Here is an 18,472-nt window from a genome sequence, read left to right as displayed (position 1 = left end):
TTTAGAACCAAGATTAAGTACATCAACAAAAATTCTGGTAATACATTAACTCAAAAGTCCAAAAAAAAATCTCTCTTATTCAGTCTAATTTGCATATATGATAGTTTCAATAGTTAAACAGAATTTTTTTGAGAATATTTTTCCAATTTGTTAGAATAGACACCTATAGTCTTAAATCCTCCTTGACAGAAACTCCTTTATCTATATGCTTTGGCTTTTAAACTCTGGTTCTATCCCATGAAATTGCTAGGAAAAATTCTACTTGCTTTTACTGCTTTAATGATCTTTGTATCAATTACTTTATGGATTTTAGCAAAAAATATTAAACCCGAAACCATTAAGCAATTGGTTAGTAATAAAATCACAGCAATCACTCATAAGCAAAGCCAAATTGATGGGACTATTTCCTGGCAATTGTTCCCAAGACCTGGACTCAAATTCAATAAGATACATATAGGTAATGAAAATTTAAATGATAATTATTCTCTTCTGATTGATACATTGCTATTAAATTTAAAAATTACTCCTTTGTTGAAAGGACATTTTGTATTTAGTGAAATTAACATTGATGGCCTAAAATTATTTATCAACCAAGAAAATAATGAAAAGCCTCTCTCTTCTGAAAAAAACGCTAATCAATACAACACAACAACGTACCCCAATGAGCAATTTGCCATTCAAAAATTATTATTAAGCCATGGACAAATTATCCTTAACAGTAAGGGGCATTCTACTGTCTTAAAAAATATTCAAATTGGAGCAGAGCAATTTAATTTAAAAAACTCGCCCTTTTCAGTACAGATTAAAGCCAAGCTGACTGATGCTGCTTTTTTACAGACAGCCAAAGCTAATATTAATTTTAAAGGTCGAGTTAGTCTATCACCCTCAATTATTGATGAACTCAATTCAGGAATTAGTAAGTCTTCCATAGAAGGCCAACTGCAAATACAAAATATTTTATTGAATCAATTTGCTATCAAAAAAATCAATACCACTCTTAAAACTCATAAAAGAGATATCCAATTTAATCCACTTACTTTGTCACTCTATAATGGGGAATCGATAGGAGATATGGACTATGTCATCGCTACACAACAATTGTTAATTAATCAAACTGCAACCAATTTAGATGGAAAACAATTAATCACTTCTTTATTAAAACATCCTGCAATTAGCGGTAATTTAGATTACTCAATTCATGCCTCAATACCATTGAAAGCACTCAGTATTGAGAGTCTTGTTAGTAAAGGAACCATTACGCTTAAAGATGGAGAAGTCTATAATATTAATCTTGATCAATTACTTAATAATCTAAAAGTAAAACTTAATTCGCTTATGACTGAAACTCCAGATAACATAAAAAAACTGGCTCAATCAGCGGATTGGGATCAAAATAAAAACACGCAAGGCAATACCAAATTTAAACTAGCAAATTTTAAATTCCAGTTACAAACCGGAGCAATTAGCAGTGATTCATTTTTGCTGCAGACTGATAAACTCCAGGTGAATGGAGAAGGGAGAATTAATCTGCTAAATCAAGAAATATACTCCAATATTAAGGCCACGTTAAACGACAATAGTACAGACAATACTTTGCAAAAAATTCAACAAGCATTGGGCGGCTATTTCCCACTGGTAGTATCTGGCACAGTTGAAAATCCCATAGTTTTGCCAGATTTTAAAGCAATTAGCCCTGTATTAAGTTCGTTAGCGATCAAATCGGCTCTGACAAAACCTTTAAAAATAATACAAAAACCACTTAAAGAGCTAATCCATTGAGTACAAACTCTTTAAATCAACTTTTCAGTCAATTACTGCTTGATTGGTATGACCTGCATGGACGCAAAGATTTGCCATGGCAATTACCCCGCTCTCCCTACAGAGTTTGGGTATCTGAAATCATGTTACAACAAACTCAAGTTCAAACTGTTATTCCCTACTTTAATCGTTTTATAGAACATTTCCCTGATATTTTTTTGCTTGCTAATGCAGATGAGGATGAAGTGCTCTCTCTATGGTCGGGGTTAGGCTATTACAGTCGCGCCAGAAATCTTCACAACACAGCAAAAATAATTAGTGACCAGTATAATGGCGTATTTCCTGAAGATCTGAACATTTTAGTTCAACTGCCAGGAATAGGACCATCGACAGCAGCAGCGATACTTTCACAAGCTTTTAATAAACCAGCTGCTATTTTAGATGGGAATGTGAAGCGAGTTTTGTCTCGATTTTTTTTAATCGAAGGCTGGCCAGAACAAGCCCAGGTTAAAAAAAAACTATGGGGGCTTGCGTCTTCTTGTATGCCCAATGAACGGTGTGCAGATTATACACAAGCAATTATGGACTTAGGTGCAACATGCTGCACAAATAAAAATCCTCAGTGTTTGCGTTGTCCTGTTAAAAATCATTGCCTGGCCTTTCATAATAAAAAACAACATCTTTATCCAACAAAAAAAATAAAGAAACAGCGCCCAATATTATCCCAACAGTTCTTGGTGTTGCATAATAGACAAAATCAGGTTTATCTGGAAAAAAGACCTCCTACAGGGTTATGGGGAGGCTTATGGTGTTTACCCAGTATAAATAATCAAACTTGCCCAATTGAGCATATCCAACTCTTTTACAGGTTGCAGGGAGATAGCCCAAAGCTAATTACCCGGTTTAAACACAGCTTTAGCCATTTTCATTTGGAAATAACAGCATTGAGCATAAGAATAGAATCTACGAATAATTTTATCTCTGAATCCAGAGGACAATGGTTTACAAAAGAAACCTTGCCAACATTAGGTCTTGCCAAACCAACCACCTTGATACTATCCAAATTAATGGAGACTGGCGCCTAGCGAAGAACCGTTTTAAAACCACCAAAAGGTGTATAAACTGTTAAGTCCGCATAAGCCAATATCAATCTAACAAAATCTTTACAAATAATTTATTTATTCATTATTTAATAAATAATGAACAATTACTTTTAATTTACATTTTTTTGTAAAGAAATATTTCAATCTTAACAATTCCTTAATGTTCACTTAATGTTCTCTTCTTATTATTTATTTGCACTTAACAAGAGAGGTAAACATTATGTCAATATTATCTGCTGTTTCGCGTGTCATAAATAATTTTTCAACTGAAATTAAAAATAGAGTTGTTGAAGTCGGGAGTAATTTAAAGAAGTCAACAGAAGAGTTTATTGGCGAAGTAGTCATAAAAGCGGCTGTGAATCGTTTGAAACAAGGAATGTTGAATGCTTTGTCTTCTTCGAATGACACCACCAAAGATAATGGTAATGATTTATCCACAAACAGCCCTGACATTGAAGATGTATCTGCCCCCACGCTAAGCTCAAAGAAAAAAACAGAGGCAAATACCACTCTGGTTGGCAGTACCGGTATAATGCAGAAATTGTTGGGCAATATTGGCGTAAATTCTGAACAAAGTATAGAAGTGTTGTCCAAGCATTTTAATGGTGCTGTTGAGCGTTTTACCCAAGATGTTTCAAAGGCTGCAAATGAGGCTGTGTGTGAAAAGATCAAAAGTATACAGCCGGAAGATGTGGTAAAGGGTATTAACAGTCTAATCGGCAATACTCTCAAAGTAGACTCAGAGTCTGGCGACACTACCCTATCATTCAAGCTTGAGAGTGCCGTACAAATCCTGGGCGTCATTCTTGCAGCCATGGGTATGCTGATGTTTGCTTCTCAAACTAAATCAACCGAGCAGAAAACTCTAGAGATAGAACATCTGCCAACTGAAGAAATTCAACCACCTTCATTGGCTATTCATTAAGAAATACTCACGGCTTGTTCTTCCAGGCTACGTACCGCAAATCATTCTTGGTATGTAGCTTGAAGAATTGGCAACACATTCATAAACTCCTTAATTACAAGATTTGATTACAGAACTTGCCGTGCTTCATGATATACAAGCATTTTTTAATTAACATGATGATTACATGAGCTCCTGGCAAAACCTGAATATAAAGTGACACTTAATATCTATAAGTTATATCCTATAAACCATTCTCGTATTATTATCACTAAAAAATATCGAGTACAAAAATGAACCCTATTCTGAATTTGATTATCAGTTTTATTGCCCTTCTTTGGGCTGCCAATCATTTGGTTGCTGGTTCTTCAGGGCTGGCAATTCGTTTTCAATTATCACCCCTCATGATTGGTTTAACTATTGTTGCATTGGGTACCAGTGCTCCCGAATTATTTATCTCTATCATTTCTTCCTTAAAAGATAAAAATGATCTGGCAATTGGAAATGCGATTGGTTCAAATATAGCAAATATTGGCTTAATTTTAGGGATTATAATCCTTATCAAACCAACCTCTTTTCATTTCAATAAACTAAAAAAAGTATACCCAATATTGATAATTGTCATGCTGTTTGCGTACAGCTTAATACTTGACGGTTATTTGGGTACAATTGATGGTTGCCTTTTTTTGATCGGATGTATAGCAGTACTCTGTTATTTCATTTATTTAGCTAGTCACTCGCCTAAAAGAGATTTATCAGTTAATGAATTTAGACCCGCGATACTATCCTATCGTTCAACACCCTCTAATTTATTGAGTATCGCAATAGGTTTATTGATTCTGCCTATTTGTTCAAAATACCTGGTTTATAATGCATCTGAAATTGCAAAATGGGCTGGTATAAGTGAATTCACCATTGGCTTGACCATTATTGCTATAGGTTCCTCCTTGCCAGAACTTACAACGGCTCTTGTTGCCGCTATCAAAGGAGAAGACTCTATAGCGATAGGTACGATAATTGGCTCAAATATTTATAACCTGTTGTTAATCTTAGCTCTACCGGGATTACTAAACCCAACTAAAATTAGCAGCGTCGTATTATGGCGTGATATGCCAGTGATGCTTTCCATTACCTTACTTTTATTGTTTTTAAATTACTATTATCAAAAAAAGACATCCTCCTGGCCTGGGGGGATACTTTTGCTTGTGTATTTTTGTTACATGGCTTCTTTGATTATTAACGCACACAGTTAGCTAAAACTAACCTGACCTGGTTGTTTACCCAGGTTTTTAAGAAAGCATTTGAATCAAGGAAATTAGCTTAAAGTAAAAAACTTATAAACCATTATCAACGGGAAAATGTTGCAAATTATTATCTTGAAATAGTTCTCTATCCCGTCTAGCTTGGCGATCAAGAATTCCAAGAGCAACTATGGCGTCTGGCTGACCTGCTCTTGCAGCACAAGTTATCCAGAAACGGGCTTTTTTTCTATCTTCTACCACACCTTTACCATAATAATACATATAACCTACAGCATACTGAGCATCTGGATTTCCCTTTTCAGCTTCCGGTTTTAAACGAATGAATGCTTTCCTGTAGTCCTGTGCTTTAAAGCATTGGATTCCTTCTCGTAAATTTAAGGTACTATGAATACAGGCAGCCATCATAGGAATAAAAATTACTAGAATGAATAACTTAAAGATGCGTTGCATGCCATTTATTCCTCTTTTAAAGGCTTAGCGACAGGTTCAAAGGTTAAATCATTTTTCGGAAGACTTAAACTTTCTAAAGTGCCATCTCTTTCCACAAGCACTCCTCCTGGCATAATACGTTTAATTGTTGCACCACCAGGTATCTTATCTCCTACATTATAGGTTTTTTCTTCCCCACTGGCAGATCGTATAATCACTTGAGACTCTTCTATCTTGTCCGCAAAAAGAATACCGACCAAAGTAACATTCAGCATTGATTGTTTTACATTATCCTCATTCAAGTCTGCAGGAACATAAACTCCAAATAAGGACGTATTGAAAATATAATTGAGATTCTCTTCTCTCATTCCAGTAATAGATTTTGTATTTGAAACCGGGATAGCCCTAACATAAGTCAATGGATAAAATAAGGAAATCCATTCAAAAATAATCAAAATACCAAACAGGGATATTAAACTAATGATTATCCATTTAGCGTAATTGGCTGAAAACAAAAATTGAATATCAAATTTCATACGTTGCCAATCCCAGTTAAACCTATCAAAACAAACTCATCCTTCTCTTTAAATAATATTGATATATAGCATCCTACCACAAAATAGATCTTTATCACCCTCACTTCAAGATCACTAGATCAGAGCTTACAAAAAATCCCAAGGTCAAGGCAAAAAATGTTTTTAATGAAGGTGTTTAGAATAAACTACATGACCGAATTAAAAACTTTTTTTAACAAAGAGATAGGGGTTTTCGTAAGCCCTGTAGATAATATATCTTTATCCAGGCTGAATTCATACCTTTATGCATCAGATCGACCACCATGCCTTGATATCTGTTACGAAGCATGAGTTTGCACAATACTATTTTTTATATATGATGTAACATCGATGAAAAAATCCCTGCTGGATCATACTGTTTTTTCAAACCTACCCATGAGTCGTATTTTTCTCCAAAATGCTTTAGCCAATAGTTGTCTGGTAATTCTGTACCTAAGTATCCTGATAAATAGCGTTTACCATTATTTTGCAGCAAGTGCTTATCGAGATTCTCAATAGCCTTCAGGCAACTTTCCTCTAGGGAATAAGGTACCCCTGGATTTAAAATCATAAATTCACAAATTGAATCGCAGTCTGGTAACATCATAAACCCGGCTTTTTGCTTGGCAATTGGAACAACATGAACCAAGCTGGCATAGTGAAGTGGTAATTCCTCTAACAGTTGGGAAAGTACTCCTGTTAAAAATGAGGTAGGAACAAAACATTCATACCAAGGATGTAACAAATCCCATTGCCCCGTCAACTTCATCATATCAAAGCGAGAGTTATGCCTTAAAAAATAAGATAAAATGCCCTCTTCCTGTATGTTTAGGACATTCCAGGGCTTTAACTTCCCTAAAATATCTTCTGCATGCCGATCATATTCAACAGAAAGGTGCAAACCATACAACCAATAAGCCATGGGAATACGTTTATCTTCTTTCAATCGAGCTCCCTGAATTGAAGGAGAACAAAATATCTCCATATAATCGACTTTACCCTGTATTTTATAAATATCTTCAAACCATTGATTCTGATCAGCATAAACCAGAAAGAAAGTTTTGACGCGTGGCTGAACTGATCGTAGCTGAATACATGCCTTGGTAATGACACCAAATCGACCTTGCCCTGAAAGACAGGCTTGAAATAGAGGTGAGTTTTTTTCAACGATTTGCTTTCTCCCCAAACCATCAACCACTTCCAATGCTGAAACATAAGCATTAATAACACCGTATTTAAAAGAGGAAGCCCCTATTCCTCCTGCAGATAAAACACCCCCAACCGACAGATTACAGTTATAAGGCAGCACATAGGGGGCTTTATTCTTCAGTAGTGATTTTTCAAGCAGATTCTTCCAACTGGTATTGGCCTCAACCCAGATGAGATCTTCACTCAAATCAAGTGGCTTGTTGAAAGACTGCATAGAAATTGTTAGTCCTCCAGGAACAGGCAATGATTGGCCACCTTGACTTAAACCATTACCACGAATAGTCACTGGTAAGTGATATTGATTGGCGAATAGAATTAATGATTGCAATGACTCTGTGCTTTGAGGGGCGGATACAGCTACCGGCTGTGATTGAATGAGCTTGCCAAAATCCTGACCAAATAAAACAAGCGATTGCTCATCACTGAGCAATGCTTGTCCGGTATCTTCCTTATACTGCTTGATTTTCTCTAAGCTCCACTGATTTTGCGACATGTTGATTCCTTTCTTTTGCCAATTCCAATCGTTTATTGCAAGCAAGAATCAATCCATCAAACATCTTGCTGAATGCATCATAGCAACGATCTACCATCCTTAGTGCTTCTCTACGAGTGCTAATTGGTAATCTTCTGGAATATACTTTTCTTTCCATTTCCTCTTCAAATAAAGCATGTGCTAATTCTACTTCAAGATGAGAACTTGAGAAGTATTTCAGATTTTTATCTTCACCCGTTTTTTTAACTTGTTTGACAACTTTCTCAAAAAATACATGTCCTGATGATTCCAGGGTCAACAGCAAGACAATATTCAGATTCTCATCCTCTATTTTATAAATTTCAGACATAATAGAATAGGCAGCATCACGTACCAATTGGGAATCCTTACTGTATAGCCAGGCAACATCATCGCGATCACAGGCCTTGTTATCACATATTTCACCCATGTATTTTTTATCACTTAAAAACCATTTTTCGTGTCCTGCATCTTCTAATCTGTGATGTCGAGCTACTTTCTTTAAATAAGGATCAGTTACTCTTTCTTCATTAATTCGAAGTATATCTTGAAAAGTCATTGCCCAAAATGTTAACTCCGGGACAAAATAACTGATTTCTTCTATACTATTTAATTCTTCTAAAATGTTGAAGAAAGGATGATTCATGAACTCATGTTGTTTTGAATCAATATAGGCTTGAACAGTTTTCATAACAGACTCCATATAAACTTTATTTAGACAAGTTTATACTGCAGAAGGCGTGCCATCTTTTTGGTCAAAATGCTCACTAATACAACAAAAATTAAGTTATTTTTTTATTCTTTGCGCTAATAACCCTCAGGTAGCGACAAAAAAATGTCCCTGAATCCATCTTTTCTGACAAAACTTTGACTATAAATTTCATTTAAAATGAATGACATAAATTAAATCAAATAATTTTCGCCAATTTTTTGTCATATATGCCAAGTAATTTCTCTACTTCCTGCCAATTTAACTCCTTAATATCAGTTATTGGGAAACAAATTTGCTCTAAAAGGCCAGATTGTAACTCGCCTATTGCCATCGCTTTAGCATACGGGGTATTGGTAAACATAACCAAAACATGCATGGAAACATAATGTTCCGGGTATCGCAACATGAGTTCCCGTTCAATCTGCTTTTGTAAAATAAATTTTGGATTTCTTATGTCCGAATGAATCTCATGATAATTATCCATGGACATTTTCGCTATCGCATCGGTATTCACTTTTCTTTGTTCATAAAAAAGAGGGTTCACTCGCGACCAGTCGTCTTGGTATTCATCCAGTAATTCATCAAGAATACGGCAATCTTCAAATGCGCTATTCATTCCTTGCCCAAAGAATGGAATTATCCCATGTGCCGCATCACCTATTAATAAGCATTCGTCTTTATAGTACCAGGGTGAGCATTGGATAGTACTCAAATGTCCAGTAGGATTACCAAAAAATTCTTGGACCAAATTTGGCATAGCTGCATAGGCATCCGGGAACTGTGTTTTAAAAAATAAATGTAATTTTTCTTCATTATTTAGTTCAGCAAAGCTGTCTTTCCCTTCATTAGCTAAAAACAAAGAACCTGTAATTGAATCGTCAGGATTAGGATTACCTAATAGCATAAACGAATCACGTGGCCATAAATGCAAATGCTCCCTAGCCATCCCTTTTGTATGTTTTTTGCTAATTGAAAGCTCCTTGTATCCATGAGATAAAAAATCTCTGCTTGCACTAACTATCCCTTCATTTTTCAGCATATCCCTTACATGAGACGGCGCACCATCTGCTCCAATTAGTCTATGATATGAGGCCTCAACAAAATCACCATTTTTATTTTCAAATTTAATTTTTTTATTATGAATATCAAGAGAGTGCAATTTCATATTAAAGTGTAATTTAATGTTAGGGCATAATTCCGCTTTATTTAAAAGCAAGGCATTGAGATCAGAACGAGAAATAGCATTGATATATTCATCAATGTAACGTCCAAATGGTTGATAGTGAACCTCGCCATTGGCTTCGTGAATAGCTCTTGCCCGCATTGGAACCATAATTTTATTTACTTCACTTAACAGGTTCATTGCTTTTAAAGCGGTAATTCCTCTGCATGACAAAGCAAGATTAATGGAGCGTCCATAATCAGTCGGACTATTACGAATGTCTGGTCTTGATTCAAACAACTCTACTTCATAGCCTCTTCTAGCAAGATATAAACCACACAAAGTTCCCGCTAACCCGGCTCCAATTATGGTAATGTGCTTCATTTATCCTCCCAACCCATTCTATATCAACACGACATCTATTCCGAATCTCCTTAAAAAATACACAAATTCAATCAATATATTGCTTGAATAAAAGTAAAACTCAGGCTCAACCTGTCATTTTGAGTTGTTCTATATACTTGCCCTTCATATAAACAACATAAAAGATAAAATAAGCAAAGCCAACAGAAACTACTTGATTAATTTAACCTTTGCTTGCAAAAAACATACCGATTTGGTGAGATTTATGATGGAATTTGAGTTTTGAGAGAAAACAGGAATTCTCAACTTAATGAATTAGTCATTACTTTATTTTCGATTCAGATAAACTTTTTAAAAATTCTAATATATTTTCTGGAGTATCAGGAGCCTTAAAAAAATATCCTTGAGCATAGTCACATCCATGAGATGTTATAAAGTCTCTTTGAAATTCATTTTCAACGCCCTCCGCAAGAACCTGAAGATTTAAACTGTGGACCAGGTTAATAATCGCTTTGGCAATAGCCGCGTCATTCTGATTGCTTACCATTTCAGTGATAAACGAACGATCAATTTTCAGTTTATCTACGGGAAATTGTTTTAAATAAGACAAGCTTGAGTAACCTGTACCAAAATCATCAATAACTAACTTGGTTCCCATGTCTTTCAATGCATACATAGTATCTACAACGTGATCAATATCTTCTATCAACAAGCTTTCAGTTAATTCGAGTTCCAAAAATCTCGATTGCAAACCAGAGCTTTTTAATACTCGCGATACAACCTCCGGCAAGTTTTTTTGTCGAAACTGCCGTCCAGAAAGATTCACCGCAATACTTAAGTTTTTAAAGCCAGCTTTATGCCATTCTTTTACTTGTATGCAAGCTTGCTTCATTGCCCATTCACCCATTTCCAAAATCATGCCATTTTCTTCTGCCATGGGTATAAAATCCGCCGGACTAACCAGTCCCAATATTTTGCTATGCCATCTCATTAAAGCCTCGAATCCGACTACTCTGGATTGCTTTAAGTCAATCAATGGTTGATAAACCAGAAATAATTCATCATTTTTTAAAGCATCCCTTAACGCATTGTCTAATTGCATATGATTAATGACTCGCCTATTCATTTCAGGTTCGTAGACACGATAGTTGTTTCTTCCAGTATCTTTCGCATGATACATAGACAAATCAGCACTTTTCATCAAAGATTCGTAATCATCACCATCTCGGGGATAAAAGCTGATTCCCAAACTACCTGTAATTTTCAAACTATGTTGATCTATTTGAATAGGTTTTTCTATAATTTTTAAAATATTTTGTGCAATTGTTTCGGCTTCCAGCATATTATCTATGTCTGTAAGTAATATCACAAACTCATCGCCCCCCAATCTGGCAACAGTATCAAAATCCTCTGTAACAATGAGTAATCGATTGGCAATAGCTTGTAATAATTTATCCCCCATACTGTGTCCCAAAGTATCATTAGTCAGTTTAAACCGATCTAAATCCAAAAATAAAAAAGCCAAAATTGCCTTGTTCTTTCTTGCTTGTAGAATGGCCTGCTCCACTCTATCCATCAGTAAGACACGGTTCGGTAAATTAGTCAGGGAATCATAAGTTGCTTGCAGCAACAGTTGATCTTCCATATCACGTCGTTGAGTCACATCATTTAAAATGCAAATATAATGTTTTACATAGCCAAAAGAATCTTTAACAGGAGCAACGCTGATTTCACACCAATAGAATTCTCCATTTCGTTTTATGCTTTCCATTTCAATTGTTTCTTCTTTGCTTTCCCTAATTGCCAATTCAATACGTTTATGGTTTACCTCCTCCAAATTTGAACCCAGCAAAGTAAGCAAGCCTTTCCCTAAAGCATGTTGCTCCCCATATCCCGTGATTCTTTCGAAAGCTCGGTTGACATAAATGACTTTATTCTCATTTTTTGTTACGTCAATAATCACCACACCATGTGTACTGGCCTCAATAGCGCGTTCACGTATTCTCAACTCATCGAGAGCCATCCTTTTTTGAGTAACATCACGGAAACTATATACTCGCCCCACTATTTGTGATCCCACACGCTGAGGCTGAGTAAAACGCTCATAAATCCGACCGTCTTTGAAATGAAGCTCAGGTAATTCACCTTGCCACTCTGGATTTTGATAAAGATATTGCACATCAGCAATCAAAGATTGCGGATCAATAAGTTGCTCAAGTATGTATTCAAAACTGATACTTTCCTTTCCCGACTCCATCATATAAGAAGGAATTCGCCACATTTCTACAAACTTTTGATTCCAATCGACAACAGCTCCATGCCCATTAACCATCATAATACCATCTGCGGTGGATTCGAGTGTTGCCCGTAAAAGCGAAATTGATTTTTCAAGCTCTACATTTTTTTCGCGAATTTCATCAGTATTTAAATTAATATTCTCGGTCAAAGGTGTGTGACTTTTTCTTTTAAATTCTGGTTGATTGTGATACCACTCCTCCAGCAAAATTGATAATTGCGGATGGTTCCCAACTAAACCAAGTTCGTCACGAATTTCATTAACGGACGGCTCTATGCCTCTTTTTTTTATTTTTTCTGCGGCCTTGGCAACTTTTTCATAATTGATTTCTTGCCTACGCATGCATCCCTCTCTAGAATGACTCTATAAAAATATCGGCATTTATACTATGAACTTTAGTAATAAAAGCGACGAAAGTATAATTTTTAATCAAATTTTTGATCGCTTATTGGTATTTCTTTGAATTTAAATATTTTTATGGGAATAAAAAATGAATAAGACTCATTTCGATACACGTGCAATTCATGCTGGGCAAGAACCATGTAAAAGTACAGGGGCCGTGATGACCCCTATTTATGCTACCTCCACCTATAAACAAATTGCTCCTGGCGAACATCTTGGCTATGAATACTCACGCACCCAGAACCCCACCAGAAAGGCCTATGAGGATTGCATAGCAAGTCTTGAATCAGGCCAAAAAGGATTTGCGTTTGCTTCAGGTATGGCTGCCATCAATACAGTTATTGATTTATTAGGTTCCGGAGATCACGTCGTTGCCATGGATGATCTTTATGGAGGGACTTTCCGGCTTTTTGATAAAGTAAAAACCCGAACTTCTAATTTATCCTTTTCTTTTATTGATATGTCAGTACCCGAGAATATTGAAGCTGCAATAACTCCGAAGACAAAATTACTATGGTTGGAAACCCCTTCCAATCCCATGCTAAAGCTAGCTAATTTACGAAAAATCGCTGCTATTGCAAAAAAATATAATTTGATTACAGTTGCCGATAACACCTTTGCAACTCCCTGGATTCAACGCCCTCTTGAACTCGGATTTGACATTGTACTTCATTCAGCAACCAAATATCTGAACGGACATTCTGATGTAGTCAGTGGTGTCGTTGTGGTCGGTGACAATTCAGTGTTGTCTGATAAAATTGCTTTTTTGCAAAATTCATGCGGCGCTGTAGCTGGCCCTTTCGACAGTTTCCTGGTTCTGAGAAGCTTAAAAACATTATCCGTTCGTATGCAAAGGCACTGTGAAAACGCTAACCATCTGGCTAACTGGCTTAGCAGCCACCCCAAGATTGAAAAAGTCATTTATCCCGGATTAAAAAGTCATCCGCAATATTCTCTTGCCAAGGAACAAATGAACAATTTCGGTGGTATGATATCTTTGGTACTTAAAGGTAGTCTTGAAGATGCCAAACGATTTTTAGCTCGCTGCGAATTATTTACTTTGGCTGAAAGCCTGGGGGGTGTAGAAAGTTTAATTGAGCATCCTGCAATTATGACCCATGCCTCTATTCCAGTCGAACAACGCAAAGCCCTGGGCATAGAAGATGGTTTCATAAGATTATCAGTTGGTATTGAACACATTGATGATCTGCGTGCCGATCTGGAGCATGCTTTAGGTTAAAAGATGTAAATCCTGGTTCTGACTGTTAAAAAGAACCAGGGCAGATGTGTATAGGAGAAGTATTTCATGCAAAAAAATAAACAAAATGGCGGGCAACTCCATGCGATTATGGCTATTTTCGCATTGATAGTGTCCACTACTCTTTGTTTTATCCCCATATTATTTGTTGGATTATTAAAATTATTTCCTAATAAAAACTGGCAATCCCTTTGCACTCGTTGTGTTGATAAGATTGCTACTTTTTGGTGTGGAATAAATAACTTTTATGTGGCTAAAGCACAAAAAATACATTGGGAAATCTCCGGGTTAAATAATTTAACTCCTAAAGATTGGTATTTAGTCGTTGCCAATCATCAAAGTTGGCTGGATATTGTCATTCTTCAACGTTTATTTAACAGAAAAATACCCGTTTTAAAATTTTTTATCAAAGATCAGTTAAAGTGGATTCCTCTACTTGGCTTTTCCTGGTGGGCTATGGGTTGCCCCTTTATGAAGCGGTATAGTAAGGAGTATTTGGCTAAAAACCCTCATAAACAAGGAAAAGATATAATTTCAACTCGCAAAGCCATAGAAACTTTTAAAAGAACCCCGGCTTCTATTATGAATTTTGTAGAAGGAACCCGTTTTACTAAAGTAAAAAAAGAACAGCAACAATCCCCTTATAATTATTTATTGAAACCCAAAGCAGGCGGTATTAGTTTTATCATTAACTCGATGGGACAACAGATAAAAAGCCTGATTGACGTCACTATCGTTTATGCGGAAAAAAACCATTCTCTCTGGGATTTTCTTTGTAAACGAGTCAAGAAAGTTAAAATCATTATTCGTCAACTCCCTATCCCTGCACAATTTACATCGGCAAATCTTATTAACGATTTTCAGGCACAAAATGCATTCAAAGAATGGTTAAATGAACAATGGGCAATAAAAGATAATTTAATAGCCTCTTTACAGGAATAAAACATGAACTCACTTCAAGATCTAATTGAACAAGCCTTTGAAAACCGTCAAAATTTATCGCTCGACACAGCCTCCTCAGATTTGATCAATGCCATTAATGAAGTTCTCAGTGGTCTGGATAATGGCCAATTCAGAGTCGCTGAAAAAATAAATGGTGAATGGACAGTTCATCAATGGCTTAAAAAGGCAGTTCTTTTATCCTTTAAACTTTTCCCAAATCAAATCATAGACGCGGGTTTTTGCAAGTTTTACGATAAAATACCGCTAAAATATACGGATTGTAGTAATGAGCAATTTCAACAATCAGGGGTAAGAGTTGTTCCTCATGCCATGGTACGACGTGGAGCATATATTGCCAAAAATACTGTTTTAATGCCTTCTTATGTCAATATAGGTGCTTATATTGATGAGGGAGTAATGGTTGATACCTGGGCAACTGTTGGTTCTTGTGCCCAAATAGGAAAAAATGTACATATATCTGGCGGCGCAGGTATAGGAGGTGTTTTAGAACCATTACAAGCGAACCCAACCATCATTGAGGACAATTGCTTTATTGGTGCCCGCTCTGAAATAGTGGAAGGGGTTATCGTAGAAAAAAACTCCGTCATATCAATGGGAGTATTTTTAGGCCAAAGCACTAAAATCTACAATCGAATCACTGGCGAAGTAAGCTACGGCAGAATTCCGGCTGGCTCAGTAGTTGTTGCAGGTAATTTGCCAAGTCATGATGGAAGCCACAGTCTATATTGTGCTGTCATTGTGAAACAAGTGGATGAAAAAACTCGCGCGAAGGTAAGCATTAATGATTTACTAAGAGCCAATCAAGATGACTGATATTAAGCAAATTCTGACTGACCTCATTGGTTTTCCTTCTATTACACCAGAAGATGCTGGCTGCCAAAAATACATGATTCAATTTCTGGAGCAATTGGGATTTACTTGTCAACAACTGAATAATGGGCCCGTATCCAATTTTTTTGCCTGCTATGGCAAAATTGGGCCTTTATTGGTGTTCGCAGGCCATACCGATGTAGTTCCTGTTGGTGAAGTATCAAAATGGGATACAGACCCTTTCTCTCTCGAAGAAAAAAGTGGCGTGCTCTATGGTCGTGGGGTTGCTGATATGAAAGGCAGCCTGGCCTGTATGTTGCATATGGCCAGAAGATTTATTAAAACTTATCCTTCCTTTCCAGGCAGACTAGGATTTCTGATCACCAGTGGCGAAGAAGGCGATGAATTTAATTTGGGCACCCCTTATGTGATGCAAAAACTGGAGCAGCAAGGGATTGTTATTGATTATTGCATAGTAGGTGAACCTTCAAGCAGCTTGAAAGCTGGTGATGTCATCAAAATTGGAAGGCGTGGATCATTAAGTGCCAAAATACATCTGAGCGGAAAGCAAGGCCATGTTGCCTATCCGCATTTGGCTGACAATCCAATTCATAGAATTAGCCCAGTATTAGCCGAACTCACTTCAATGCAATGGGATAATGGCAATGCTTTTTTTCCCCCTACCTCCATGCAAATAACTTATATTCATTGTGGAGGGCATGCGGGTAATATTATCCCAGGCGAATTAAATCTGCATTTGAACTTTAGATATTCGACAGAGCAAACAGACGAGTCGTTAAAAACGAGAGTAATTAATGCCTTTACACACCATAATCTTAACCCCGCTATAGAATGGCGATTAAATGGCGAACCATTCTTAACGAATAAAGGCATATTGCTAGAAAGCTGCAAACAAACAGTGCTTGAACATATTGGGACTCTCCCCGAACTTTCAACAAGTGGTGGAACTTCAGATGGGCGTTTTATAGCACCTTATGGGGTTGAGGTCATAGAGCTGGGACTGGTAAATGCAACCATTCATCAGGTTAATGAATGCACTTCTCTACAGGATTTGAATACACTTGAAACCATGTATTTTTCAATCTGTGAGAAATTGTTAATTGACTAATCAAGCCAATTCTGTAATGAGGGTTCGCATCAACAGTCCAAATTACAGTAATTGTTTAGTGCCCTAATCTTTAAATATCCTCTAGTGGTCGGATTTGAGTTCAGTTTGGATAAAAATAATCCTTGAAAAAGCACAGTATAGATTTGTTATGTGAGCATTTTTGAAGGATTATTTTCGTTCAAGATGAACCAAATACGGCCGCTCCAGGTAGTGAGCGGATCTCTTATAAATTACAAACTGATTTCATAGATATAAGTCTCAAAAAAATTTTCTGGAGACTTATATGTAAGCTATACTCATTTGCGCTTGAAGATTTGCTGGCTTTAACCTAACTCGGCATTTAATAATGAACGCTCTTTTGGTCTAATGCCCACCACTCCATCACCAACTTCTGCTTTATCATTAACAACCTTGGTAACACAAGCATCAGACCATACGTTTAAGGCAGTTTCCAACATATCAATCAAACCATAGAAGGGAAGAATAACTCCCATAAGCGTGATGGGCACATTCATACTGGAAAGTAAACTAACGCTTAAGAAAAAGCAGCCCATAGGAACGCCGGCATTACCTATTGCCGCTATAGTTGATACTAAAACCCATATCCCCATAGTAGCATAAGAAACCTGGATGCCGTGACTTTGCATAAGATAAATGACTGTGGCAAAAATAAATGCGGCACATCCATTCATATTAATGCTTGTGCATAATGGTAAAACAAAACGGCTGACTTGAGGGTTAACCTTTAAATTAGCCTCTACAGTATTCATTGTAACAGGCAAAGTACCGACAGATGACTTGGAAAAAAAAGCAACAGATAACGCAGGTAACATTGCGCGCATCGAAGAGAATGGTTTAATACCATTTGATTTCAGCCATAAAGGCAGAATGACTAATCCTTGTATCAAATTAGCTAAAACAATAATCACCAAGTATTGACCTATCCCTTTAATATCCATACCCGATCGCAACTGAATTACAGTAGAAGTAATGAACCCGAATAACCCCAAAGGTATTAATTTAATTATCCATTTGGTCATCACTAAAAACATCCCATGAGCACCGCGGAAAAATCGAATAATAGTTTCACGTGGCTCTGTCTCCGGTATTTGACGAACAGCAAAACCGATAACAATACTAAGCAACAATACCCCCATAACCTGTTGCTCCAGGAATGGAGATAATAAATTAGTCGGTATCATGTTACTCAAATAGCCAAGATATCCCAAACTGCTGGTGGATTTTGGGTTCGCCGCATCCAAGTTGACTTGAACAGTGCTTGGATGAATCAAAATATATAGAAAACAGCTGATTAATGCTGCAACTAAAGTTGTAGCAAAAGTATATTTAATTGTTCTTTGCCATACACTTTTCATCAAACTATCCGTTTGATAGTTTGCCAGAGTTACAATAATCGACAAGGAAATAATTGGTAAACTAATGCACTTGAACAATTTAATAAACAAATCAGAAATTAAAAGCCCTGTTTCCTTTAAAAAAGGCAAATCGGATAATCCACTTATTATCCCAAGTCCAATCATCGCTGCATAAATTAGTGGGGTACTAAAAATATATTTATTCTTTTGGTGGTGTGCTGCACACATAGCTGAATCCTTAAAACTTTAATTAATTATTTAAGCAAAGTAT

Annotated in this window: 15 protein-coding genes; 8 read left to right on the top strand and 7 right to left on the bottom strand. The window is 36.5% G+C overall.

What is annotated here, in order from left to right; all coding sequences use genetic code 11:
- Window positions 1–237: 237 nt before the first annotated feature.
- The 4 genes from LPG_RS04460 (at window position 238) to LPG_RS04445 (ending at window position 5,018) form a co-directional block, all read left to right on the top strand.
- On the top strand, window positions 238–1,779 hold the full coding sequence (locus tag LPG_RS04460) for an AsmA family protein (protein ID WP_011213340.1): 1,542 nt from the start codon (window positions 238–240) through the stop codon (window positions 1,777–1,779).
- A complete protein-coding gene (gene mutY / locus LPG_RS04455) occupies window positions 1,776–2,843 on the top strand; it encodes an A/G-specific adenine glycosylase (RefSeq protein ID WP_010946634.1) in 1,068 nt (355 codons plus the stop codon). The genes LPG_RS04460 and mutY overlap by 4 nt, the downstream gene beginning before the upstream one ends.
- A 211-nt stretch (window positions 2,844–3,054) precedes the next feature.
- Window positions 3,055–3,786: a Dot/Icm T4SS effector Ceg18 gene (gene ceg18, locus LPG_RS04450; protein WP_010946633.1), complete on the top strand. Its 732-nt coding sequence runs from the start codon at window positions 3,055–3,057 to the stop codon at window positions 3,784–3,786.
- A 272-nt stretch (window positions 3,787–4,058) separates the two neighbouring features.
- Window positions 4,059–5,018 carry a calcium/sodium antiporter gene (locus tag LPG_RS04445; protein ID WP_010946632.1) on the top strand — a complete coding sequence of 320 codons (960 nt, stop codon included), beginning with the start codon at window positions 4,059–4,061 and terminating at the stop codon, window positions 5,016–5,018.
- A gap of 81 nt (window positions 5,019–5,099) precedes the next feature.
- Here the strand turns inward: LPG_RS04445 and LPG_RS04440 are convergent, their stop codons facing one another.
- The 6 genes from LPG_RS04440 to LPG_RS04415 form a co-directional block, all read right to left on the bottom strand.
- Window positions 5,100–5,477, bottom strand: a complete 378-nt coding sequence (locus tag LPG_RS04440; RefSeq protein ID WP_010946631.1) for a tetratricopeptide repeat protein — start codon at window positions 5,475–5,477, stop codon at window positions 5,100–5,102.
- A 5-nt stretch (window positions 5,478–5,482) separates the two neighbouring features.
- Window positions 5,483–5,992: a type II secretory system protein LspC gene (gene lspC, locus LPG_RS04435; RefSeq protein ID WP_010946630.1), complete on the bottom strand. Its 510-nt coding sequence runs from the start codon at window positions 5,990–5,992 to the stop codon at window positions 5,483–5,485.
- A gap of 349 nt (window positions 5,993–6,341) precedes the next feature.
- Window positions 6,342–7,712: an FAD-binding protein gene (locus LPG_RS04430; protein ID WP_010946629.1), complete on the bottom strand. Its 1,371-nt coding sequence runs from the start codon at window positions 7,710–7,712 to the stop codon at window positions 6,342–6,344.
- A complete protein-coding gene (locus LPG_RS04425) occupies window positions 7,669–8,421 on the bottom strand; it encodes a hypothetical protein (protein WP_011213338.1) in 753 nt (250 codons plus the stop codon). The genes LPG_RS04430 and LPG_RS04425 overlap by 44 nt, the downstream gene beginning before the upstream one ends.
- Before the next feature lie 217 nt (window positions 8,422–8,638).
- Window positions 8,639–9,988, bottom strand: coding sequence for an FAD-dependent oxidoreductase (locus LPG_RS04420; RefSeq protein WP_010946627.1), 1,350 nt, complete (start codon window positions 9,986–9,988; stop codon window positions 8,639–8,641).
- 301 nt (window positions 9,989–10,289) lie between these two features.
- Window positions 10,290–12,605 carry an EAL domain-containing protein gene (locus LPG_RS04415; RefSeq protein WP_010946626.1) on the bottom strand — a complete coding sequence of 772 codons (2,316 nt, stop codon included), beginning with the start codon at window positions 12,603–12,605 and terminating at the stop codon, window positions 10,290–10,292.
- 148 nt (window positions 12,606–12,753) lie between these two features.
- On the opposite strand from LPG_RS04415, the gene LPG_RS04410 reads away from it, so the two are divergent.
- From LPG_RS04410 to dapE, 4 genes are all read left to right on the top strand, one after another.
- Window positions 12,754–13,905: a trans-sulfuration enzyme family protein gene (locus LPG_RS04410; RefSeq protein WP_010946625.1), complete on the top strand. Its 1,152-nt coding sequence runs from the start codon at window positions 12,754–12,756 to the stop codon at window positions 13,903–13,905.
- A 66-nt stretch (window positions 13,906–13,971) separates the two neighbouring features.
- On the top strand, window positions 13,972–14,865 hold the full coding sequence (locus tag LPG_RS04405; RefSeq protein WP_010946624.1) for an acyltransferase: 894 nt from the start codon (window positions 13,972–13,974) through the stop codon (window positions 14,863–14,865).
- A 3-nt stretch (window positions 14,866–14,868) separates the two neighbouring features.
- Window positions 14,869–15,699, top strand: a complete 831-nt coding sequence (gene dapD, locus LPG_RS04400) for a 2,3,4,5-tetrahydropyridine-2,6-dicarboxylate N-succinyltransferase (protein ID WP_010946623.1) — start codon at window positions 14,869–14,871, stop codon at window positions 15,697–15,699.
- Window positions 15,692–16,825, top strand: coding sequence for a succinyl-diaminopimelate desuccinylase (gene dapE, locus LPG_RS04395; RefSeq protein WP_010946622.1), 1,134 nt, complete (start codon window positions 15,692–15,694; stop codon window positions 16,823–16,825). Before dapD ends, dapE begins: the two co-directional genes overlap by 8 nt.
- Before the next feature lie 323 nt (window positions 16,826–17,148).
- On the opposite strand, the gene LPG_RS04390 is transcribed toward dapE, so the two are convergent.
- A complete protein-coding gene (locus LPG_RS04390) occupies window positions 17,149–18,429 on the bottom strand; it encodes a dicarboxylate/amino acid:cation symporter (protein WP_010946621.1) in 1,281 nt (426 codons plus the stop codon).
- Window positions 18,430–18,472: the final 43 nt, after the last annotated feature.

Source organism: Legionella pneumophila subsp. pneumophila str. Philadelphia 1, from assembly GCF_000008485.1.
GTDB lineage: Bacteria > Pseudomonadota > Gammaproteobacteria > Legionellales > Legionellaceae > Legionella > Legionella pneumophila.
This window is presented reverse-complemented; position numbering and strand designations above follow the sequence as displayed.